The 19,994-nt window shown below is 68.4% G+C and carries 20 protein-coding genes and 1 tRNA gene; 16 read left to right on the forward strand and 5 right to left on the reverse strand.

Features of this window, described 5'->3' with window-relative positions; all coding sequences use genetic code 11:
- Positions 1-55: 55 nt before the first annotated feature.
- Complete coding sequence (locus ABTW65_RS23530; protein ID WP_350664642.1) at positions 56-1,045, forward strand: VldE C-terminal domain-containing protein; 990 nt, start codon at positions 56-58, stop codon at positions 1,043-1,045.
- A gap of 81 nt (positions 1,046-1,126) precedes the next feature.
- On the opposite strand, the gene ABTW65_RS23535 is transcribed toward ABTW65_RS23530, so the two are convergent.
- The gene (locus ABTW65_RS23535; RefSeq protein WP_350664644.1) at positions 1,127-1,306 is read right to left on the reverse strand and encodes a hypothetical protein; all 180 of its coding nucleotides are present in this window, start codon (positions 1,304-1,306) and stop codon (positions 1,127-1,129) included.
- A gap of 170 nt (positions 1,307-1,476) precedes the next feature.
- Positions 1,477-2,319: an SDR family oxidoreductase gene (locus tag ABTW65_RS23540; RefSeq protein WP_350664647.1), complete on the reverse strand. Its 843-nt coding sequence runs from the start codon at positions 2,317-2,319 to the stop codon at positions 1,477-1,479.
- 92 nt (positions 2,320-2,411) lie between these two features.
- Between ABTW65_RS23540 and ABTW65_RS23545 the strand changes: the two genes are divergently transcribed.
- From ABTW65_RS23545 to ABTW65_RS23565, 5 genes are all read left to right on the forward strand, one after another.
- Complete coding sequence (locus ABTW65_RS23545) at positions 2,412-2,873, forward strand: Rrf2 family transcriptional regulator (RefSeq protein WP_350664649.1); 462 nt, start codon at positions 2,412-2,414, stop codon at positions 2,871-2,873.
- 49 nt (positions 2,874-2,922) lie between these two features.
- Positions 2,923-4,164: a deoxyguanosinetriphosphate triphosphohydrolase gene (locus ABTW65_RS23550; protein WP_350664651.1), complete on the forward strand. Its 1,242-nt coding sequence runs from the start codon at positions 2,923-2,925 to the stop codon at positions 4,162-4,164.
- A gap of 130 nt (positions 4,165-4,294) precedes the next feature.
- Positions 4,295-4,690 (forward strand): ArsR/SmtB family transcription factor, encoded by a 396-nt coding sequence (locus ABTW65_RS23555; RefSeq protein ID WP_350664653.1) that lies wholly within the window; start codon positions 4,295-4,297, stop codon positions 4,688-4,690.
- Positions 4,687-5,166, forward strand: a complete 480-nt coding sequence (locus ABTW65_RS23560) for an SRPBCC family protein (protein ID WP_350664655.1) — start codon at positions 4,687-4,689, stop codon at positions 5,164-5,166. Before ABTW65_RS23555 ends, ABTW65_RS23560 begins: the two co-directional genes overlap by 4 nt.
- On the forward strand, positions 5,166-5,801 hold the full coding sequence (locus tag ABTW65_RS23565; protein ID WP_350664657.1) for a maleylpyruvate isomerase family mycothiol-dependent enzyme: 636 nt from the start codon (positions 5,166-5,168) through the stop codon (positions 5,799-5,801). The genes ABTW65_RS23560 and ABTW65_RS23565 overlap by 1 nt, the downstream gene beginning before the upstream one ends.
- 8 nt (positions 5,802-5,809) lie before the next feature.
- Here the strand turns inward: ABTW65_RS23565 and ABTW65_RS23570 are convergent, their stop codons facing one another.
- The gene (locus tag ABTW65_RS23570; RefSeq protein ID WP_350664660.1) at positions 5,810-7,198 is read right to left on the reverse strand and encodes a GntP family permease; all 1,389 of its coding nucleotides are present in this window, start codon (positions 7,196-7,198) and stop codon (positions 5,810-5,812) included.
- A 67-nt stretch (positions 7,199-7,265) separates the two neighbouring features.
- Here ABTW65_RS23570 and ABTW65_RS23575 point away from each other — a divergent pair, with 67 nt between their 5' ends.
- Together ABTW65_RS23575 and ABTW65_RS23580 are read left to right on the forward strand one after the other, a co-directional pair.
- Positions 7,266-8,198: a 2-hydroxyacid dehydrogenase gene (locus tag ABTW65_RS23575; protein ID WP_350664662.1), complete on the forward strand. Its 933-nt coding sequence runs from the start codon at positions 7,266-7,268 to the stop codon at positions 8,196-8,198.
- On the forward strand, positions 8,198-8,989 hold the full coding sequence (locus ABTW65_RS23580; RefSeq protein ID WP_350664664.1) for a carbon-nitrogen hydrolase family protein: 792 nt from the start codon (positions 8,198-8,200) through the stop codon (positions 8,987-8,989). Before ABTW65_RS23575 ends, ABTW65_RS23580 begins: the two co-directional genes overlap by 1 nt.
- Before the next feature lie 7 nt (positions 8,990-8,996).
- On the opposite strand, the gene ABTW65_RS23585 is transcribed toward ABTW65_RS23580, so the two are convergent.
- Complete coding sequence (locus ABTW65_RS23585) at positions 8,997-9,671, reverse strand: class E sortase (protein WP_350664665.1); 675 nt, start codon at positions 9,669-9,671, stop codon at positions 8,997-8,999.
- 48 nt (positions 9,672-9,719) lie between these two features.
- On the opposite strand from ABTW65_RS23585, the gene dnaG reads away from it, so the two are divergent.
- From dnaG to ABTW65_RS23615, 6 genes are all read left to right on the forward strand, one after another.
- Entirely contained in the window at positions 9,720-11,603 is a 1,884-nt protein-coding gene (dnaG, locus tag ABTW65_RS23590; protein WP_350664667.1) for a DNA primase, read from the forward strand.
- A 66-nt stretch (positions 11,604-11,669) separates the two neighbouring features.
- Positions 11,670-11,742, forward strand: a tRNA-Asn gene (locus ABTW65_RS23595).
- Between the two features lie 596 nt (positions 11,743-12,338).
- Positions 12,339-12,908 (forward strand): hypothetical protein, encoded by a 570-nt coding sequence (locus tag ABTW65_RS23600; protein ID WP_350664669.1) that lies wholly within the window; start codon positions 12,339-12,341, stop codon positions 12,906-12,908.
- A gap of 20 nt (positions 12,909-12,928) precedes the next feature.
- Complete coding sequence (locus tag ABTW65_RS23605) at positions 12,929-14,074, forward strand: DUF4331 family protein (protein WP_350664672.1); 1,146 nt, start codon at positions 12,929-12,931, stop codon at positions 14,072-14,074.
- Positions 14,075-14,076: 2 nt separating this feature from the next.
- Positions 14,077-15,432: a Dyp-type peroxidase gene (locus ABTW65_RS23610; protein WP_350664890.1), complete on the forward strand. Its 1,356-nt coding sequence runs from the start codon at positions 14,077-14,079 to the stop codon at positions 15,430-15,432.
- A complete protein-coding gene (locus ABTW65_RS23615; RefSeq protein WP_350664673.1) occupies positions 15,429-16,172 on the forward strand; it encodes a 3-oxoacyl-ACP reductase family protein in 744 nt (247 codons plus the stop codon). The genes ABTW65_RS23610 and ABTW65_RS23615 overlap by 4 nt, the downstream gene beginning before the upstream one ends.
- A 364-nt stretch (positions 16,173-16,536) precedes the next feature.
- Here the strand turns inward: ABTW65_RS23615 and ABTW65_RS23620 are convergent, their stop codons facing one another.
- Entirely contained in the window at positions 16,537-17,559 is a 1,023-nt protein-coding gene (locus ABTW65_RS23620; protein ID WP_350664675.1) for a LacI family DNA-binding transcriptional regulator, read from the reverse strand.
- A 138-nt stretch (positions 17,560-17,697) separates the two neighbouring features.
- Between ABTW65_RS23620 and ABTW65_RS23625 the strand changes: the two genes are divergently transcribed.
- Complete coding sequence (locus ABTW65_RS23625) at positions 17,698-19,044, forward strand: ABC transporter substrate-binding protein (RefSeq protein WP_350664676.1); 1,347 nt, start codon at positions 17,698-17,700, stop codon at positions 19,042-19,044.
- Entirely contained in the window at positions 19,041-19,991 is a 951-nt protein-coding gene (locus ABTW65_RS23630; RefSeq protein ID WP_350664678.1) for a carbohydrate ABC transporter permease, read from the forward strand. The genes ABTW65_RS23625 and ABTW65_RS23630 overlap by 4 nt, the downstream gene beginning before the upstream one ends.
- Positions 19,992-19,994: the final 3 nt, after the last annotated feature.

The following is a 19,994-nucleotide window of genomic DNA, read 5'->3' on the forward strand; positions in this document are numbered from 1 at the left end:
AGTGGCCACCAGCCACAAAGGCGATTATCGAGCTGTCCGTAGAACCAAGAACGCCGTGGCGACCGCAGGGATCGTGACGTTCGCGACCAGCGGTGCGATGGCCGCCGGGGCGGCCGCGGCGAACCCCGGCATCGTGATCTCCGAGGTTGAGGAGAAGTCCGGGCTCCGGCTGCCGTCGCTGGCTGATCGGCGTATCGAGGCCGAGGCCAAGGCGGCGGCGAAGATCCCGGCGCTGCCGACGACCCGGGAGGACACCCGGATGTCGAACGACCGCCGTGAGCTACCCGGCCGCGAGACGACCGTCAGCCGCAGCGGCGAACGAGGGGGAGGGACGAGGACCAACGCGCTGAGCGAGGTCGCGACGATCGAGTCGCTGATCGAGCGGCCGACGTCGGTCAGCGGCGGTGCGCAGAAGGCGGTGCTGCGCTACGTCCAGGAGGACGTCACCGTCTACGCCTCCTACGGAAAGCGTGCCAAGGAGCTCGGCGAGCTGGAGCTCGGGCGCGCGGTCTACTACACCGGCCGCGACGAGGGTGGCCGCCAGGAGATCGTCCTGGAGGGCAACCCGGTGTGGATCCCCGAGGGCAACCTCGGCAAGACCAAGCCCGAACCCCCGCCCGAGCCGACTCCCACGCCGACCCCGACGCCCTCCCCGACGCCGTCGGAGGACGCGCCGGCGGGACTCGACTTCTCCGCCTGCGGTGACTCCTCGGTCGAGGACGGCCTGGTCTCCGACGCGGTCGATCTCTACCGCGCCGTCTGCAACGCCTTCCCCGCGGTCGCCTCCGGCACCACCTACGGCTACGACCCGCACGGCGAGCACATCAGTGGCAAGGCACTCGACTTCATGACCGACGACAAGGAGCTCGGCGACGCCATCGCCGCCTTCGTCCAGGAGCACGCCGCGGCGCTGAACATCTACGACATCATCTGGTACCAGCGCATCTGGACCCCCGTCCGAGCCGACGAGGGCTGGCGCCCGATGGAGGACCGCGGCGACCCCACGGCCAACCACTACGACCACGTACACGTAGCGGTCAACTGAACCGACGCCGAGTCGGCTCGTCCTGACCGAGTACGCCGCCGAGTCGGCGCGTCATGACGCGCCAACTCGGCGATTCGTCTTTCAGAGAACCGCGCCTCGGGGCGCTACTTCCACCGTGGAGATCCCGCGCGCGTACAACAGCAGCAGTCGGTCGCCGTGCCTGCAGCGGATGACGCCGGTGTCGCTCGACAGGACGGCGGCGAGGTGGTCGATCGCCTCGGCCTCGCTCGCCGTCTCTACGTCGTCGTAGATGACGTCCATGCTGTCACCGCCGATGAGCCTTACCCGAAGGACGATCCCGGCCATGGTCACTGGCCGATCTCTCGTGACGTCGACATGATGTCCGCCTCTCGACCGGTACAAGCGGGTCCGGATGGAGGCCTCAGCTCCGGTCAGTCATCCCAAATCTACGCCGGATCGCCAAGACGGGATCAGACCAGCGCGCTCAGGGGAGTGGGCTTGCGGCCGCCGACCTGCTCGACGACGTCGGTGACGGTGGCGAGCTTGCCGAGGCGGGTGGCGGTGCCGAACGAGGTGAGCAGCGGGGCGATGAAGTCGGGGAGCCCGGCGGAGACCAGGCCGGCGGTGTAGGCCTCGTCGTCGACCTGGACGACCTCGACCGGCTTGCCGGCCTTTTCGGTGGCGAGCTCGGCCAGATCGGTCGCGGTGTAGGCGTGCGGGCCGGTGACGTCGTACGCCTTGCCCTCGTGTCCCTCGCCCGTCAGGACCCCGGCGGCGACAGCCGCGCAGTCGGCGCGGGTGACGTAGGCCGCACCGCCGTCGCCGAAGTTGGTGACCAGCTGCCCGGTCGCGGCGGCCTGGGCGACGGAGTCGACCTGCATGTCGGCGTAGAGGTTGTTGCGGAGCATGGTCCATGCCAGACCGCTCTCGCGCAGCGCCTCCTCGGTGGCGGCGTGGTCGGCGACGACGCCGGCAGGGTTGTCCGCGGTCGGCCCGGAGACCGAGGTGTAGGCCATGTGGCGTACGCCTGCCTTGACGGCCGCGTCGATCGCGGCGAGGTGGCCCTCGACGCGGGCGCCGACGGCGTCGGTCGAGATGAGCAGTACGCGCTCGACGCCGGCGAAGGCGTCGACGAGCTCGTCGGGCTTGCTGAAGTCGGCGGCACGGACATCGGCACCGCGCTCGGCGTAGTCGGCGAGCTTGGCGGGGTCGCGGGTGAGGAGCACGACCTCGGCGGGGTCGACGGTGGTGAGGAGCTGGTCGGCGACGAGTCGGCCGAGCTGGCCGGAGGCACCGGTGATGGCGATGGTCATGGGAGTCCTATCGGTAGTGCCGTAACTGTAGTCACGGCGGTGACGGTTTTATAAATGTAGTCATAGCGATGGCAATAAGGCAAGATGGGGGTATGGCTGCCCCGACGAACACCCGTTTCGCGGTGGCTGTCCATGTCCTGACGTACCTCGCCTCGTGCGCTGCCGCCGGCCGCACGACCCCCGTCAGTTCCGACGAGCTCGCCGGCAGCACCGCGGTCAACCCGGTCCACGTACGCAAGGTGCTCGGGCCGCTGCGTACAGCCGGTCTGGTTCGGTCCCGTCCCGGCGCCCACGGGGGATGGGAGCTGGCGGTCGACCCGAAGACGGTGAACCTCGCCCAGGTGTGGCAGGTGCTGCAGGGTGACGACCAGGTCCTCGGGATCCATGGCCCCAACCCCGCCTGCGCGGTGGGTGCCAGCATTCAGGGTGTCCTCGTCGACCTCGACCGCCGGGTCGCCCGGGCCGTCCTCGACGAGCTCTCGGGGATCACGCTCGACGACGTGATGTCGACGGCCGGTTTCAACGCGGAGGACTTCGCGATCCTGCTGCCCTGAGGGCCGCTCATGGCCGCCATCGGGTGCCGCAGCCGTTAGCCTCTCCACCGTGGAGCTATATGGGGCCGCCGACCGCGAGCGGATCGTCGCCGAGCCGCCCAAGCGGGTGGTCGCGCCGGAGCGTACGCAGTTCGAGCGCGACCGCGCCCGGGTGGTGCATGCCGCCTCGACCCGGCGGCTGGCGGCGAAGACCCAGGTCGTGGGTCCGCAGGCCGACGACTTCGTACGCAACCGGCTGACCCACTCGCTCGAGGTCGCCCAGGTCGCGCGGGACCTGTCGCGTGCCCTGAACGGGCCGGACTCACCACAGCCAGACATCGCCGAGACCGCGGCGCTCGCGCACGACCTCGGGCACCCGCCGTTCGGGCACAACGGCGAGAACGTGCTCGCCGAGCAGGCGAAGGGCATCGGCGGGTTCGAGGGCAACGCGCAGACGCTGCGGATCCTGACCCGGCTGGAGGCGAAGACCTTCGACGCCGACGGGCGCTCAGTCGGGCTCAACCTGACCCGGGCGACGCTGGACGCCTGCACGAAGTATCCGTGGGGCTTCGGTGAGCGCAAGGGGGCCAAGTTCGGGGTCTACGAGGACGACCTGCCGGTCTTCACCTGGCTGCGTGCCGCTGATGCCGGCCAGCGGCAGTGCGTCGAGGCGCAGATCATGGACCTCTCCGACGACGTCGCCTACTCCGTCCACGACGTCGAGGACGGGATCGTCGCCGGCAAGGTCGACCTCGCCCGCCTCGATCTCGACGGCGTCGCCGCGACCGTCGCTGACTGGTACGTCCCCGGCTTCGACCGCGCTCTCGCGGTCTCGACCATCGCCGACCTGAGTGCCGCCGGCTGCTGGATCCCCGAGGGCGCTGCGTACGACGCCTCTCGTCAGTCTCGGGCGATGCTCAAGAACCTGACCTCCGACGTCATCGGCCGGTTCTGTGGGGCGGTGCGGGAGGCGACGTACGCCGCCGGCGGCGGTCCCTACGTCCGCTACGGCGCCGACCTGGTGGTGCCGGAGCAGACCCGCCTGGAGATCGCGCTGCTGAAGGGCATCGCGGCGCACTACGTGATGCGCACCGACGAGCGGGCCGTGAAGATGGACCGCCAGCGCAACCTGCTCGGCGAGCTCCTCGAGCACCTCGTCTCCACCGGGCCGGACGACCTCGACCGGCAGTTCGCCGACGACTGGCACGACGCGGCCGACGACGCCGCCCGGCTCCGCGTCGTGATCGACCAGGTCGCCTCGCTCACCGACATCACCGCGCTGTCCTGGCACGAACGGCTCTGCGCCGCCTGACCCCAACTCGCCGAAGCGTCACTTCGGTCGGTCGAGTGGTCACGGAGGTGCCCACTCGACCTGCGCAGGCGACCTCTCGGCCGACGGATGGCCATTGCGGGCACGACATTTAAGCATTACCTTAAATGTCGTGACCGATGCCTGGTACGCCGTCTCCGACTCCACCCGCCGCCAGATCCTGGCTCGGGTGGCCGCCGGGCCGTGCTCGGTCGGAGAGATCACCGATGCCCTGCCGGTGAGCATGGCCGCGGTGTCCCAGCACCTCAAGATCCTGCGCGAGGCCGGGCTGGTGTCGATGACCCCGGCCGGACGACGCCGGATCTACCAGGCCCGGATCGAGGGCCTTGCCGAGCTGCGCGCCGAGCTGGATACGTACTGGACCGAGGCGTTGCATTCGTTCAAGCAGGTGGCTGAGGACAGCTACCGTGCAGAGACGACCGGAGCGAGGTCGGGCGGCGAGCTTGCTCGTCCGCACGCGCCGAGCGAGGGAGTAAGCGAGCACCGCGAGCAGAAGGAGCAGCCATGAGCACCACCCGCGAAAAGACCTCCGTGGATCTGGAGATCACCGTCGACGTCCCGGTCGAGCACGCCTTCAAGGTGTTCACCAAGGACTTCGACCGGATCAAGCCGCGCGAGCACAACATGCTTCCCGTCGAGATCGCCGAGACGGTGCTGGAGCCCCGGGTCGGCGGTCGCGTCTACGACCGCGGCGTCGACGGCAGCACCTGTCAGTGGGCGCGTGTCCTCGCCGTCGAACCGCCCCACCGGCTGGTGATCTCCTGGGACATCACCCCCGGCTTCCAGGTCGAGCCCGATCCGGCGCGGTGCAGCGAGGTCGAGTTCACCTTCACCTCGGTGGGGGCAGAACAGACCCACGTACGCCTCGAGCACCGGCATCTCGACCGGCACGGCGCCGGGTGGCAGGGCTGGCGCGACCGGGCCGCGGGCGACAGCGCCTGGGGGATCTACCTGGAGCGCTTCCGGGCGCTCGCGGAGGCATGATGGCGGTGAACCGCACCGCGCTCGCGACGGCCGAGCGGCGCGACCTCGCCGACTTCCTCGAGACGCTGACGCCGGAGCAGTGGGGCAGACCCTCGCTGTGCAGTGGGTGGGCGGTGCGCGACGTCGTCGCGCACCTGGTCAGCTACGAGGAGATGGGGCTGGGAAGCTTCATCGGCGGGTTCGTACGTCATGGGTTCAGGTTCGGGAACATGAACGAACGCAGGCTGAAGGAGTTCGGGACCAGAACCCCCGGCGAGCTGATCGCCTACGTGCGCGCCCATGCGAAGCCGTCGGGGGCCACGGCGGTGGCCGATGCGCGGATCGGGCTCACCGACGGCCTCATCCACCACCAGGACATCCGGCGTGCGCTCGAGATGCCACGTCACGTACCGCCCGAGCGGCTGGTCCCGGTCCTCGGGTTCGCGATGATCGCCCCGCCGCTGCCGGCGAAGCAGAACGCCCAGGGACTGAGGCTCGTCGCCACCGACCTCGACTGGTCCCACGGGAGCGGCGAAGAGGTCACCGGGCCGGCCGAGGCGCTGCTGATGGCGGTCTGCGGGCGGGCCGTCGCCCTGCCCGAGCTCGCCGGGCCGGGGCTGGCGACGCTCGAGAGCAGGGTGCGCCGTACGGGCTGAGCCCGGAGCTAAGGAACGACGATCCAGAGCGCCGAGGCGATCACGAAGACCGAGAGGCCGAGGGTGGTCTCCAGGACCGTCCAGGTCTTGAGGGTGGTGATGACGTCCATCCCGAAGAAGCGGCTGACCAGCCAGAACCCGGAGTCGTTGACGTGGGAGAGGACGGTCGCGCCGGCCGCGATGGCGAAGACGAGCAGGGCGATGTCGAAGCTGCCGAGCCCCGCGGCGGCGACCTGGGCGGAGATCAGGCCGGCGGTGGTGGTCAGTGCGACGGTCGCAGAGCCCTGGGCGACCCTGAGCAGGGTCGCGATCAGGAACGCCTGCACGATGAGCGACATCCCGAGACCGGAGAGCGAGGTGGACAGCGCCTCGCCGATCCCGCTGATGCGCAGCACGCCGCCGAACATCCCGCCGGCACCGGTGATCAGGATGATCGCGCAGATCGGGCCGAGCGCCTTGTCGACGATGTCGCTCGCCCGGCCGATGGGGAAGCGGCCAGGCGCGAGCACGAAGATCGCGACGAGCACGGTGATCAGCAGCGCGATCGGGGTCTGGCCGATGAGGATCAGGGCGCTGGCCCAGGTGGCGTCTTCGCTGACCGTCCCGGCGGCGATCAGCGTGCTGGCGACCGTGTTGAGACCGATCAGGACGAGGGGCAGAGCCAGGAGGAGCACGACGGTGGCGAACGGCGGGGGAGTGGCGTCGCTCTCCAACACGTCGTCCGGATCACCGGTCGCGAAGACGTTGGGAGGCTGCGGGTTGTATCGGGCGCCGAGCCTGGTGCCGACGAAGTACGCGCCGGGGATCCAGGCCAGGACCGCGACCGGCACGCCGATCAGGAGGGTGAGGCCGATGTCGCCGCCGAGCTCCGTGGCGGCGGCGACCGGGCCCGGGTGAGGCGGTACGACGGCGTGCATCGCCGCGAAGGCACCGGCGGTGGGCAGGGCGTAGATGAGGATCGAGCCGCCGAAGCGCCGGGCGACCGCGAAGATGATCGGCAGGAAGACGACCAGACCGGCGTCGAAGAAGATCGGGAACCCGAAGATCAGCGCGGCGACGCCGAGCGCGAGCGGGGCCCGCTTCTCGCCGAAGGCGCCGATGAGCGTGTCGGCTAGCACCTGCGCTCCGCCGGTCACCTCCAACAGCCGTCCGAGCATCACGCCGAACGCCACCAGCAGCGCGACCGAGCCGAGTGTGGTGCTGAAGCCTGCCAGCATCGCCGCAGGCACGTCGGCGACCGGGATCCCGGCCACGACCGCGGTCACAGCGCTGACCAGCACCAGCGAGATGAAGGCGTGCAGCTTGACCTTGGCGATCAGGAAGAGGAGTACGGCGACGGCGACAGCGGCGATCAGGAGCATCACCCAAGTGGGGTGCGCGGGGGCCAGCGGATCCATGGCGGTCACCCTAGCGGCGGGATGTGATTCAGGTCACCCCTACCGGGGTATGGGAGAGTCTCCCGGTGTGAGCGATCCCCTCGTCTGGCTGCCCTTCGATCCATCCGAGCTGGGCAAGGTGCCCGCTGGTCTGCGCTTCGAGCTCTTCGACCACACCCGCTTCACCGGTGGCGAGGTGAAGGTGCCGGACTCGGTCGGTGAGGTGGCCTTCTACCTGCCGCCCTACATGCTCGGCTCGCGCATCTTCGACGTCGTCAGCCAGATGACCTCGCTCCAGGTGGTGCAGCTGCTCACCGCGGGGGTCGACGCCGCCCGCGGCCACATCCCGGAGGGCGTGACCCTCTGCAACGGCCGCGGCATCCACGACACCTCGACCGCCGAGCTCGCCGTCACGCTGATCCTGTCGTCGCTGCGTGGCATCCCCGGCCACGTACGCCATCAGGACGAGCACGCCTGGCGGCCGGGCTGGTTCCCGTCGCTGGCCGACAAGAGGGTCCTGATCGTCGGGTACGGAGCGATCGGCCGAGCCATCGAGGCACGGCTGCTTCCGTTCGAGACCGAGGTGGTCGGGGTCGCGCGGACCGCGCGGGAGGGTGTGCACGGCTTCGACGAGCTCGACACGCTCGTGCCCGAGGCCGACGTGATCGTGCTGGCCACACCGCTGACCGAGGAGACCCGCGGACTGGTCGACCGGAAGTTCCTGGGGCGGATGAAGGACGGCGCACTGCTGGTCAACGTCGCCCGTGGCGGTGTCGTCGTCACCGCCGACCTGGTCGCCGAGCTCGCCACGAAGCGCATCCACGCGGCCATCGACGTCGCCGAGGCCGAGCCACTCCCGGCGGAGAGCCCGCTGTGGAGTGCACCCAACCTGCTCATCACTCCGCACGTCGGCGGAGCATCGAGCGCGATGTGGCCCCGCGCCTACCGGGTCGTACGCGAGCAGCTCGAGCGGTTCGCCGCCGGCGAGCCGCTGGCCAACGTGATGTCGGGGGCCTACTAGTGCTGCGGTTGGCGGTCGTCCAGGAGACGGCGGTGCCGGGCGACGTTGCGGGCAACGTCGCGACGGCCGGGGACCGGGTACGCGAGGCGGCGGCGAAGGGCGCGCGCCTGGTCGCGCTGCCGGAGACGTTCACGACCTCGTGGGACCTCGACGCCTTCGACGGTCCGCTGCCCTCGCTCGAGGACACCGCGTGGCTCGCCCCCGCGCAGGCCGCGGTGGACGAGACCGGGGCGGTGCTCGTGCTCAACTCGCCCCTTGCCCAGGCCGGACGACGGGCGATCACCAGCCTGGTCATCGCGCCGGGGGAGGAGCCGGTCGCGGCGTACGACAAACAGCACCTCTACCCGCCGGAGGTCCAGCGCTTCGAGCCCGGAAACCACGGCACGACCATCGAGATCGACGGCGTCCGGGTGGCGCTATCGGTCTGCTACGACGCCAACTTCCCCGAGCACGCGGCCGCCGCGGCCGCCGACGGGGCGATCCTCTACCTCAACACCGGCGCCTACTTCCCTGGCGGCGGTCACCGGCGCGACCTGCACTACGCCGCCCGGGCGCTGGACAGCTCGATGTACGTCGCCTTCGCCGGTCTCGTCGGCGGGCCGCTGGGCCTCATCGGCGGCTCGGCGGTCTACGACCCGCTCGGCCGGCCGGTCGAGCGGCTCGACGACGCCACGCCTGGGATGGTCGTCGCCACGATCGACCCTGCTGAGGTCGCGCGTGTCCGGGACGAGCAGCGGATGTGGGCCGACCACCGAGCCGACCTCGGCCCGCGGCGTACCCTCCGCTTCTAGCCTCCCGTCAGCTGGCCGACTCCTCGGCGACGAGCGCGCCGAAGGCGATCATCCGGTTGTCGGTGTGGAAGAGCTCGGAGCAGGTGGTGAGGGTGATCAGGCTCCGGCCCGCGACCTGCTCGGGCTCCACGCCACCACGGTCGGGGTTGTCGGGAAGCGGGTCGGTGACCCAGACGGAGGTGAATGGCGCGATCAGGTCGTCGCCGTCGCTGGTGAGGGCATAGACGTACGTCTTCTCCCTGGTCAGGACGCGGATCTCGTCGCCTTCGCGGAGCTTCGGGAGATCGCGCAGCGGCTCGCCGTGGGTGATCCGGTGGCCGGCGAGCGCGAAGTTGCCGACCTCGCCGGGCCCGGCGGTGCCGGAGAAGTGGCCGAAACCGGCGCCCAGGGCCCGGTCCGAGGTGCCTTCGAGGACCGGGATCCGGTAGTCCTCGCCGAAGCGGGGGATCTCGATGAGGGCCTCGGCCGAGCCGAACTCGGTCGTGGCCTCGGCCCGGCCCGAATCCCACGCCTTCTCGATCTTCGAGGTCGCTTCCTGCTGGCGTTGCTTGCTGACGATCGTGGTGCCGTAGAGCTCCCAGGCGGCGTAGCCGAGGAGCGCCACACCGGCCAGAACCATCGCGAGGCCGAGCCAGAAAGTCGCCCGGCGGGCCCGCGATCGGGCCGGTGTGGTGATGGACATCAGGTCAAGCATCTCAGCCCGGTCCACCGCCCCGTAGGATCAGACGTTGTGGCGGGCCGGATCAAGGAGACGAGCATCCAAGAGGTGCGCGAGAAGGCACGCCTGGACGACATCGTCTCCCAGTACGTCACGCTGCGCCGCGCTGGCCCGGGGACCTACAAGGGCCTGTGCCCGTTCCACGACGAGAAGTCACCGTCGTTCAACGTGAACCCGTCGCGGGGCTTCTTCAAGTGCTTCGGTTGCCAAGAGGGCGGCGACGTCATCGACTTCGTGATGAAGCTCGAGGGGCTGAGCTTCTTCGAGGCGGTCGAGCGGCTCGGCGACAAGGTCGGCGTGCAGGTCCAGCGCGAGGAGGGCGACGAAGCGCCGGTCCGGCGCGGACCCGGTCGCGGCAAGCTGGTCGAGGCCCACAAGGTCGCCGCCGAGTACTACGCCGAGCAGCTGCTGACCCCGGACGCCGTCGTCGCGCGGCAGTTCCTCGCCGAGAAGGGCTTCGACCGCGACGCGGCGCTGCACTTCGGGGTCGGGTTCTCGCCGCGTGGGGGAGAGGACCTCTACCGCCACCTGCGTGCGCGCGGGTTCTCGGACGAGGAGGTCGTCACCGCCGGCCTGGTGGGGCACGGGCGGTCGCACTACGACCGGTTCCGTGGGCGGCTGATGTGGCCGATCCGGGAGTCGGGCGGTGACGTCATCGGCTTCGGCGCTCGCCGGCTCTTCGACGACGACCGCATCGAGGCGAAATACCTCAACACCTCCGAGACGCCGATCTACAAGAAGTCGCACGTCCTCTACGGCATCGACCTGGCCCGCAAGGAGATGGCGCGCACCCGCGAGGCGGTCATCGTGGAGGGCTACACCGACGTGATGGCCTGCCATCTCGCCGGGATCACCACCGCCGTGGCGACCTGCGGCACCGCGTTCGGCGACGACCACGCGAAGGTGCTGCGCCGGTTCATCTCCGATGACCAGCAGCTGCGCGGCGCGGTCGTGTTCACCTTCGACGGCGACGCCGCCGGTCAGGCCGCGGCGCTGAAGGCGTTCAAGGGCGACGGCAACTTCACCTCCCAGACCTACGTCGCCGTCGAGCCCGACGGCCTCGACCCCAACGACCTGCGGATCAAGAAGGGCGACGAGGCGGTCCGCGAGCTTCTCGCCAACCGGGTTCCGCTCTACGAGTTCGTGCTGCGCAACGTCGCTTCGAAGTACGACCTCGACCGTGCCGACGGGCGGGTCGACGCCCTCCGCGAGGCGGCCCCGCTGGTCGCCTCCGTGCGCGATGAGTCCAAGAAGATGGGCTTCACCCGGGACCTGGCTCGCTTCCTCGGCGTCGATCCCGACGAGGCGGCCCGAGAGGTACGCCGCGCCGCCGGCCGTCCCGCACCCTCGGCTGCTCCGCCACGGCGTGAGGCCGTCGCCGCTTCCGAGGCTCCCGCCGCGCCGCAGCGACCGCCCATGCCGCACCCGCGCGAGCCACGCTTCACGGTCGAGCGCGAGACCCTGAAGCTCTTCGTGCAGCACCCGGTCGCCCTGGGACGCACCACCGGCGAGATCACCCCCGAGGCCTTCACCCACCCCCTCTACCGGGCACTGTGGGAGATCATCGCTGGCCTAGGTGGCCCCGGCGCCGGCACCGGCGACGCCGGCTGGGCCCAGAAGCTCGGTGCCGCCGCCTCGGACCCGCTCGTCAGCCGCATCCTCGCCGAGCTCGCCGTGGAGCCGATCCCCACCGCGAAGGAGCCGGATGCTGCGTACGTCCTGCAATATGTCGTACGCCTCCTCGAGCTCCTCGACCAGCGCCGCATCGCCGAGGTGAAGAGCCGTCTGCAACGCTCCGACGGGGCCGCCGACCCCGAGTCCTACAACCGTCTTTTCGCCCAGCTGGCCGCCCTCGAACAGCACCGCCGCGGCCTCCGCAACCTGGTCGCCGAGTGACGGCCTGCCGATTTCCGATCGCCGCCGCCGGGTTGCTAAGGTTTCACCCGCGCCGCAAGGTGCAATTCCCCTGTAGCTCAATTGGCAGAGCATTCGGCTGTTAACCGGAGGGTTGTTGGTTCGAGTCCAACCGGGGGAGCAAGAAAACTCCGCCTGACCTGCATAGACAGGACAGGCGGAGTTCGTTGTTTTATCTGGTTCAAAGGCTTAGTCACACCTTTGTCGCACTTTTGAGGTCGGCGCGGGCGAGCGGTCGCACCTCATCGGTATGGCGACCTCAACATCCGACCTGCCGCTCGCAAGTCTCACCCCGTTCCGACTCCTCACCTCCGATGAGGCGGCTTCGCTGCTCGGCGTCCACAGTTGCCGTGGACGCGGCTTCCGTCCGACCCCAACCGTCCGTCTCGCCCCAGCCAGTCCTCGGATAGCCGCCTCGGAGTGACTCGCGTCGGCCTGTCCCTCGGTTGTCGAAAGATTCACGGTCGCAGTTCCTCCTCACCCTGCATGGCTTCCGCACCGGAAAGTTTCCGAAGGGTGCCGGTCTGATGCTCTCGTCAGTCACGATTCGCTGTTCGGGTGCGCTCCAGGTCGGCACTTTTGTCCTGCATCAGGCGTCCGTGCTGTCGGCCGTGGCGATGACCCTCGATGCCGCAGCGCCGCAGGGAAAGCTGATCGTTTTAGCGCTTCTGATAGTTTCATCAGTACAGGTACCAGAATCCACGAAAGGTTGAAGTGATGGCAACTCCCACGAAGAAGTCTGGTCTCGGCAAGCAGCACGGGTTCGTGTCCGAGCTGAGCGCGCCGCTGACAGTCATCGAGGGACACGAAGAAGAGTTGCGAGCCGCGTCTGACCGCTTCAACGAGCGGCTGCTGCTCGGGATGGAGTACAAGCCGGAGTTCCTGCTCCAGATCGGCATCCGCTACATGCGCCACATCATCTTCGACAACGGTCGCCGGTTGATGTGGCTCACGGCTTTCGAGACCGACTGGGACCCGTACATCGACGACGCCCTTGAGCTGATCGGCCTGGACAGCTGGGTCGACTTCCTCCAGCACACGACCGAGTTCGTGGCCGCAGGCATCGACCCGACGCAGGCAACAAACGCTCAGGTGAAGGAGTTCCTGCAGGGGGCTCAGGAACCCGCCGCGGCGTTCTTCGACTCGATGGCAGACATCACGATGCCGGAGGTCCGTAAGAACCAGAAGTTGGCCGCCGCCTTCGAGCAGGTCCTAGAGGCGCCCAACGCCTCAGACGTGCTCAGCCACCCGACTCTCGCGCCGCTGCTCGAACTGGCCGCCGGCTGACAAGGGGAAAGGAAACCACCATGTCGGATCACTTCTCCGGTCCCCGCGCGCTCGCGGGCCCCGCTGCAGACATCACTGACTTTTACGCCTTCCCCAGTCCCGGGTCACCTGGGGCGTTGTGCCTGGTGCTCAACGTGCATCCACTCGCCACTCCCGGCACGTTTTTCTCTGACGCAATCTCGTTCAATCTTCGGCTCAGGCCAGTCACCGCGACCACACCGGAAGCGGGATACTTCGAACTCGGCGACGAGCCGAGCGAGATTGCCTTCAGCGTCACGTTCGACCTGCCCCAGAGCGATCGGCAGGTGGGAAGAGTGGTCCCCTCGCGTGGGGCCGCCAGTCCGTTTCACGGGGGACCGCCGCCAGTTCAGTTCCCTGCAGTCGAGGTGGAGGTGAACGACGAGAACGGCGGCGTCGGCGACGGAGTGCGTGTCTTCGCCGGTCTTCGGTCAGACCCGTTCTTCATCGATCTCCCGGCGTTCCAACAGTCGCTGCAACGGGGCGAGCTCGCCTTCACGGATAAGGGGGCCAACTCGATCCCCGGCGCTGACGTCTTGTCCATCGTGATCGAGATTGACACGGCGTTCTGGCTCTCTGAAGCACCTGGTTCGCTGGTCGCAGCGGCGGGGGAGACGGTCGTCGCGGCGGGGATCCCCGTGCGGCTTGAGCGCGTTGGACGTCCCGAGATCAAGAACGTCATGCTGCAATGGCGCCAGTTCGACAGGGTCAACAGCAACGTCGAACTCCGGGACCTCTACAACCTGGAGGACCCCTTCCACATGGGAAGGGATTACTTCGACGCCTACCGGTCCCGGCTCGATGCGAATCTGGCCGCCCTCGACCGACTCGACGGCAAGGTCGACTGGGAGCCGGAGGCCGACGGCAAGCACCCGCTGACGGAGCTCTTGTTGGCCGACTATCTGGTGGTCGACGTGGCGAAGCCCTACCGGGAGGACAGCTTCCTCGAGATCGAATCAGCGATTGGGGCAGGAGTTCCCCATCAGTCCTCCGGCGGCCGTTCGCTCAACGACGACGTGATGGACACCCTCTACACATTGCTCATCGGCGGTCGTCAGGGAGCCCGGATCAGCGACGGCGTGACACAGGCGACCGTCCGAGCAAGCGAGACTTTCCCCTACCTCGCGCCCGCCAACGGGGGACGGTGACGATGACCGTCGCGCTTGACCTGGACGACATTCAGGCAGGCTGCCTGCGTGGCCGCCCCAACCCGTACTTCGGCGCTTTCATGGCCTTACGTATCGGTAACCCAGTGGACGGTCGCACCCTTATGCGCCGCTTGGCTGAAGTCGTCCATTCAGCTGCGGACGTGCTCGACCCGCGCCGGTCGCGGACGTTCAGCGTCGGACTGACGGCCACAGGACTACGGGCGCTGGGCGTTCCTGACGAGTTGCTAGCCACGTTTGCTCCCGAGTTCGTACAAGGCATGGCAGCGCGTGCAAACGAACTGGGCGATCACGGGACCAATGCTCCCGACCACTGGGAGGAGCCCTGGGGACGGGAGGACGTCCACGCCATCATTGTGCTGCTGGCACCCGACCAGTCGGCGTTCGAGGAGACCTTGGAGTCATCCCGAGAAGTCCTGGACGGGTTGCCAGGCATCGGCCGGGTGTGGCGGCAAGACGTACGGGGCGACGCGGACGGCCGCAACTCCTTCGGGTTCAACGACGGGATCTCTCAGCCGGCTGTGGAGAGCAGCGGCATTCCCGGCACCAACCCCGGTGAGGTGCCTCTCAAGCCGGGCGAGTTCGTGCTCGGTTACCCCGACGAAACCGGCTCGGTCGCGGCCATCCCGCAACCCGAGACCCTCGGGCGCAACGGCAGTTACCTAGCGGTCCGGAAGCTGTACACCGACGTCGCCGCGTTCCGCCGCTACCTTCGCGAGCGCGCCGAAAGCCCTGCTGAGGAAGCGCTCATGGCGGCCAAGATCGTCGGCCGCTGGCCCAGCGGTGCCCCCCTGGCTCTCACCCCAGATGTAGACGACCACGAGCTCGGCGCCGATCCTGAACGCAACAATGACTTCATGTACGGCGATGATCCACGCGGGCTGTCATCTCCCGTTGGCTCGCACGCACGTCGCATGAACCCGCGGGACGCCGTAGTGACCGGAGAGGTCCGTCTCCACCGTCTGTTGCGCCGCGGTGCGACATACGGGCCTCCCCTTGGGGAGGGCGTACTTGAAGACGATGGCGCCGACCGTGGCCTGCTCTTCGCGGCGGTTTTCGCTCACCCAGCCCGCCAGTTCGAGTTCGTCCAGAAACAGTGGATCGGCGACGGCAAGTTCATCGGTAGCCCGATCGAAGCCGATCCCCTTGTCGCCGGGCGTGACGCCGGTGACCAATTCACCGTCCCGATGCGGCCAGTGCGTAAGCGCCTGACCGAGATGCCCGCCTTCGTCGTCAACCGCGGTGGCGAGTACTGCTTCGTGCCGAGCCTGAGCGCCTTGCGTTGGCTCGGAGCCCTCGACTCGAACGAGCGTTTCCCTACGAGCGGAGAACGATCATGAACAAGCAGCAGACGGGCCGCACAGGCCTCGTGACCGGCGGCTCCCGCGGGATAGGCGCGGCCATCGTACGACGCCTCGCAGCAGACGGGGCGCAGGTGGCCTTTACCTACGCGGCCTCCAAGGATCGCGCCGAAGAACTCGCCGCGCAGGTGACGGCCGCGGGCGGGCAGGCCCTGGCGATCGAAGCTGACAACGCCGACCCCAAAGCGGTGCAGGCAGCGGTGGCGCGCACCGTCGCGGAGTTCGGAGGTCTCGACATCCTTGTGAACAACGCCGGGGCCGCGGTCATGTTGCCGGTGGCAGACCTCCCCCTGGCCGCATTCGACCGGATGATCGCAGTCAACGTCCGCGGCGCGTTTACGGCCGTCCAAGCTGCCGTGCCGCACCTGGGCGACGGCGGGCGGATCATCATGATCGGCAGCGTCAACGCCCACCGGGCCCCGTATCCCGGCCTCAGCGGGTACTCCGCGAGCAAAGCCGCCGTGGCTGGCCTGACCAGGGCCCTGGCCCGGGAACTCGGCCCGCGGGGAATCACCGTCAACAACATCCAGGCCGGGCCGACCGACACCGACATGAACCCGGCCGACGGGCGTTTCGCCGACATGCTCCACCGGATCATGCCGCTCGGTCGACACGCGGAACCGGCTGACATCGCCAGCGCGGTCGCCTACCTAGCAAGCCCCGAGGCTAGCTTCGTCACCGGCACCAACTGGGACGTCGACGGCGGCTTCGCGGTCTGACATGTAGGGGGTCCGCCGCCTTGTCCGGCGGCGGACCCCGGTGCGCGGAACCCGCCAACGAGCTGGCCGGGCAGGCGGCACAATGCGTGCTCCTGAGGTCGTACGGCTGGCATGCCTATGGCTCCGTGGTGACGATGGTCGTGTGCCTGGCCGCCAGGCGCGGTGCGCTCAGCCCCGTAGCTGGTTGTGAGGCCGACGCCCCGCGTACGTGCAGCCCGAACCCCGCGGGCGTACGGAAAGGTGTCCTGACCGTTTGCCGAAGCCAGGTGGAGTCATTCAAACAGATTGCGATGCGCGTCACCTTCCGTGCCGACATCATCAGCGATTCGGTCGTGGATCGGTGTGCGGCTGGGCGCGGTCGCCTCTATCCATTTCTGGGAGATGCGGTGGTGCGGCGGACGATGAGGTGGGTGCCGAGGGTGATGGAACGTTCGATCTCGTCGTGACGCAGGAGACCGAGAAGCATCTGGGCAGTGAGTACGCCCTGCCGACGCACGTCTTGCTTGATCGTCGTGAGATGAAGGAGGGCGGCGTGGGGGTGGTCGTCGATGCCGATGATGGAGATGTCCTCGGGGATTCGTAGGCCCGCATCGCGGATCGTGCGCATGGCGCCGAACGCGACCTCATCGGAGTGGGCGTAGACCGCCGTCGGCAGCTCGGCCAGGGACAGCAGGTGCGCCATCGCTGTCGAGCCCTGCTCGATGCCCCAAGCCGTCGTCACCACCAGAGCGGGGTCGGACTCTATGTCGGCGTCGTTGAGCGCCATATGGTAGGCGGCGCTTCGTCCCGAGGGCTGACGGGGCTGTTCGGGGTCGATCGCCTCGATCATCGCGATCCGCCGGTGGCCGAGCGCCAAGAGGTGTCCCATGGCCTGACTGCCAGCCTTGAGGTCGTCGATGCAGACGTGCGGGTAGACCTCGTGCTGTCCGCCGGCGGCGACGATCTGCGCTCCGAGCATCAGCTCCAGGCGCTGGCGTTCGGCTTCCTCAACCGGGAATCCGACGACGATGACCGCGTCGACCTTGCGTCGGGCGGGCAACAGTTCGAAGAAGGACTGTCGGTCCTGCAGGTTGCCGACGTGGTAGAGCAGCAGGTCGTACCCGGCCTGGCGCAGCACTGACTCGATGCCCTCTACCATTTCACCGAAGAACCAGCGAGACAGGTGTGGCACGACAACCGCTACGCGGCCGGTGGCCCCCTTCTTCAACTGGGATGCGTCGGGTGACACGACGTAGTCGTGTCGCTCGGCGACTTCCAGGACCTTCTGCCTGGTGGCGGGGGAGACGTTGGGTAGTCCGCGGAGCGCTCGTGACGCAGTGCCGAGACCCACCCCGGCAAGACGAGCGATGTCGGCCAGGGTCAGCTCGCGTTCCTGCTCGGAATCCATGGGCTCATGGTAGCGGCCAACTGGCAGCGTTTCCAGTAACTCGAGATCGCCCTTATCAGGGGGTTGACAATCGAGTGTGACGTTCGTAACAGTTGGAACCTGGAAACGATTCCAGTCCCGGACGAACAGGAGATGTCCATGAGATTGAAGCGCGGGTCACATGGGGTGAGGATCGCTGCGGCGATGATCGCGACCGTGTCTTTGGTGGCGTGTTCCGGTCCGGGCGGCAACGCGCCGGCAGCGGACACGATGCCCACCGACGTACGGACCGATGTGGGAGAGGACGCGGCGACGATCACCTTGTTCACCGCTGCGGGCCTGAAGGACTACCAGCAGGGGCTGGCCGATGCCTTCATGGAGGAACATCCTGCGATCGAGGTCGAGCTGCAGGTGGAGGCCGACAACAACTACAACACCGTGGCGCCCCGGCTGCTTGCCTCCGACGACCCCCCGGATCTGGCGATCGTGCCGGACCTGACCGGAGCCGTCCGCGACGGCCTGGTCACCGACCTGGACGCCTACGACGAGGCGTACGGGTGGAGCGAGAAGGTCCCGGCGAGCGTGCTCGACGCTGGCAGGGTCGAGGACGGCGCCATCGGCACGGGCTCGTTGTATGTCGGGGGCGGTGCTGCCGGTCCGCTGGTGGGGGTCTTCTACAACCGGGAGTTGGCCGACAAGGTCGGGATGACCAAGATCCCAGCGAACCTGGACGAGCTCGAGGACGTGATGGCCAAGGCCAAGTCGACGGGGGTCACGCCGATCGTGGCGTCCAACGCCGACGGCCTGATCGGACACCTCTACAACCTGCTGCTGGGGGACTACCTGGGCTCGAAGTCGGTATTGGACGTGGTGTGGCGCAAGCCCGGCGCGAGCCTGGACACGCCGGAGGCAGTCGAGGCGACTGCGCGCCTGCAGGAGTGGGCGAAGGCAGGCTACTTCAACGAGGACGCCAACGCCATCAACCAGGACGCGTCCTATGGGAGGTTCGCCTCCGGGGAGGGCCTGTTCATGTTCCAGGGCAGCTGGATGACGCAGGCGTTGCCTGCTTCGTTCGACGGTGAGTACGGAGTCTTCCCGATGCCGCCGCTGGAGGAGGGCGACCCGGCCGTCAGCATGACCGCCAACACCCTGGCGTACTCCATCGCGTCCCGCTCGGACGAGAAGAACGCAGCCGCGCTGTTCCTGGACTTCCTCACCTCGCCCGAGGCAGCTGCGGTGGCCGCCGAGAACGGCTACCCGGCCGCGGGCGTGGCTGGAGCCGAGGAGGTCAGCCTCGAGGCTGACGCGGAGACCCAGATCCAGGCCGGATACTCCGCGATCGCGGCATCGAACGGCTTCTTCTCCTGGATCCAGAACTCGGTGCCGGCGGTGAATACCGATCTGCCGACGCAGCTGCAGCTCCTGGTCAGTGACAAGACCACTCCCGAGGATGCGGTCGGTCACCTCCAGGAGGCCTACCAGGGCGGACTGCAGGAGACGTCATGACCAAGGTCGGTATCGCATCGGGGGCAACGACGCCGCCGGTGGCATCCGAGCGGCGCCCCCGCCCTCGGCGTAAGGGCCCGGGGTCGATGGGCCGGCGATGGGGTGGATGGCTCTTCGCGCTCCCCGCCCTGGGGTTCTACGGGTTCTTCAACTTCCGCGCCGTCGTTCAGTCGGTGGAGTACTCCTTCTACGACTGGAACGGCATCGGCCCCTCGACCTGGGTCGGGCTGGAGAACTACCGGGCGATCTTCACCGATCCCGAGCTGCTGCAGCCGCTGATCCACGCGCTGATCCTGATCCTCTTCTTCACGTTGCTCCCGGTCGCCTTCGGCCTGGTGGCAGCCGCGACCATGCAGTCGATCAAGGGACGGTTCACCGGAGCGCTGGCTCGCACGGTGCTGTTTCTCCCGCAGGTCATCCCCGGCGCTGCGGCCGGTGTGGCCTGGGTGTGGATGTACTCCACCAACGGAGTGGTCAACCAGATCCTTCAGCTGATCGGCCTCGGCGGGTTCACCCGGGCCTGGCTCGGAGACTCCGACTGGGCGCTGGTGGCCGTCGGGTTCATCGGCACCTGGCTCTCGACCGGCTTCTGCACCCTGCTGCTGATGTCGGGCGTCGGCAAGATCGACCCTGCGCTGTACGAGGCCGCACGCCTGGACGGGGTCGGGCCTGTCGCTCAGTTCTGGCACATCACGATCCCCAGCCTCAAGCAGGAGATCGGTGTGTGCGCGACCGTGACCATCATCAGCGCCCTGGCCAGCTTCGACGTGGTCTACCTGGCCACGCAGGGCGGGCCCGGCGGCGCCACCATGGTCCCCGGCGTCAAGGTCTACAACCTGGCTTTCAGCGAAAGTCGGCTCGGTGACGCCTCCGCGCTCGCAGTCGTGCTCGCGCTCCTCGTCATCGCGATCATCGTGCCCCTTCAGCGCTTCTTCCGAGAGGACTGAGCC

The organism is Nocardioides sp. NPDC127503 (assembly GCF_040302165.1).
Lineage (GTDB): Bacteria > Actinomycetota > Actinomycetes > Propionibacteriales > Nocardioidaceae > Nocardioides.

Bases quoted from the DNA above. Each gene is read 5' to 3' on its own strand.
- ABTW65_RS23605 (WP_350664672.1), top strand. From the start codon at position 12,929: ATGTCGGATCACTTCTCCGGTCCCCGCGCGCTCGCGGGCCCCGCTGCA.
- ABTW65_RS23600 (WP_350664669.1), top strand. From the start codon at position 12,339: ATGGCAACTCCCACGAAGAAGTCTGGTCTCGGCAAGCAGCACGGGTTC.
- ABTW65_RS23560 (WP_350664655.1), top strand. From the start codon at position 4,687: ATGAGCACCACCCGCGAAAAGACCTCCGTGGATCTGGAGATCACCGTC.
- ABTW65_RS23540 (WP_350664647.1), bottom strand. From the start codon at position 2,319: ATGACCATCGCCATCACCGGTGCCTCCGGCCAGCTCGGCCGACTCGTC.
- ABTW65_RS23615 (WP_350664673.1), top strand. From the start codon at position 15,429: ATGAACAAGCAGCAGACGGGCCGCACAGGCCTCGTGACCGGCGGCTCC.
- ABTW65_RS23610 (WP_350664890.1), top strand. From the start codon at position 14,077: ATGACCGTCGCGCTTGACCTGGACGACATTCAGGCAGGCTGCCTGCGT.
- ABTW65_RS23545 (WP_350664649.1), top strand. From the start codon at position 2,412: ATGGCTGCCCCGACGAACACCCGTTTCGCGGTGGCTGTCCATGTCCTG.
- ABTW65_RS23565 (WP_350664657.1), top strand. From the start codon at position 5,166: ATGGCGGTGAACCGCACCGCGCTCGCGACGGCCGAGCGGCGCGACCTC.
- ABTW65_RS23625 (WP_350664676.1), top strand. From the start codon at position 17,698: ATGAGATTGAAGCGCGGGTCACATGGGGTGAGGATCGCTGCGGCGATG.
- ABTW65_RS23535 (WP_350664644.1), bottom strand. From the start codon at position 1,306: ATGGACGTCATCTACGACGACGTAGAGACGGCGAGCGAGGCCGAGGCG.
- ABTW65_RS23570 (WP_350664660.1), bottom strand. From the start codon at position 7,198: ATGGATCCGCTGGCCCCCGCGCACCCCACTTGGGTGATGCTCCTGATC.
- ABTW65_RS23620 (WP_350664675.1), bottom strand. From the start codon at position 17,559: ATGGATTCCGAGCAGGAACGCGAGCTGACCCTGGCCGACATCGCTCGT.
- ABTW65_RS23630 (WP_350664678.1), top strand. From the start codon at position 19,041: ATGACCAAGGTCGGTATCGCATCGGGGGCAACGACGCCGCCGGTGGCA.
- ABTW65_RS23585 (WP_350664665.1), bottom strand. From the start codon at position 9,671: ATGTCCATCACCACACCGGCCCGATCGCGGGCCCGCCGGGCGACTTTC.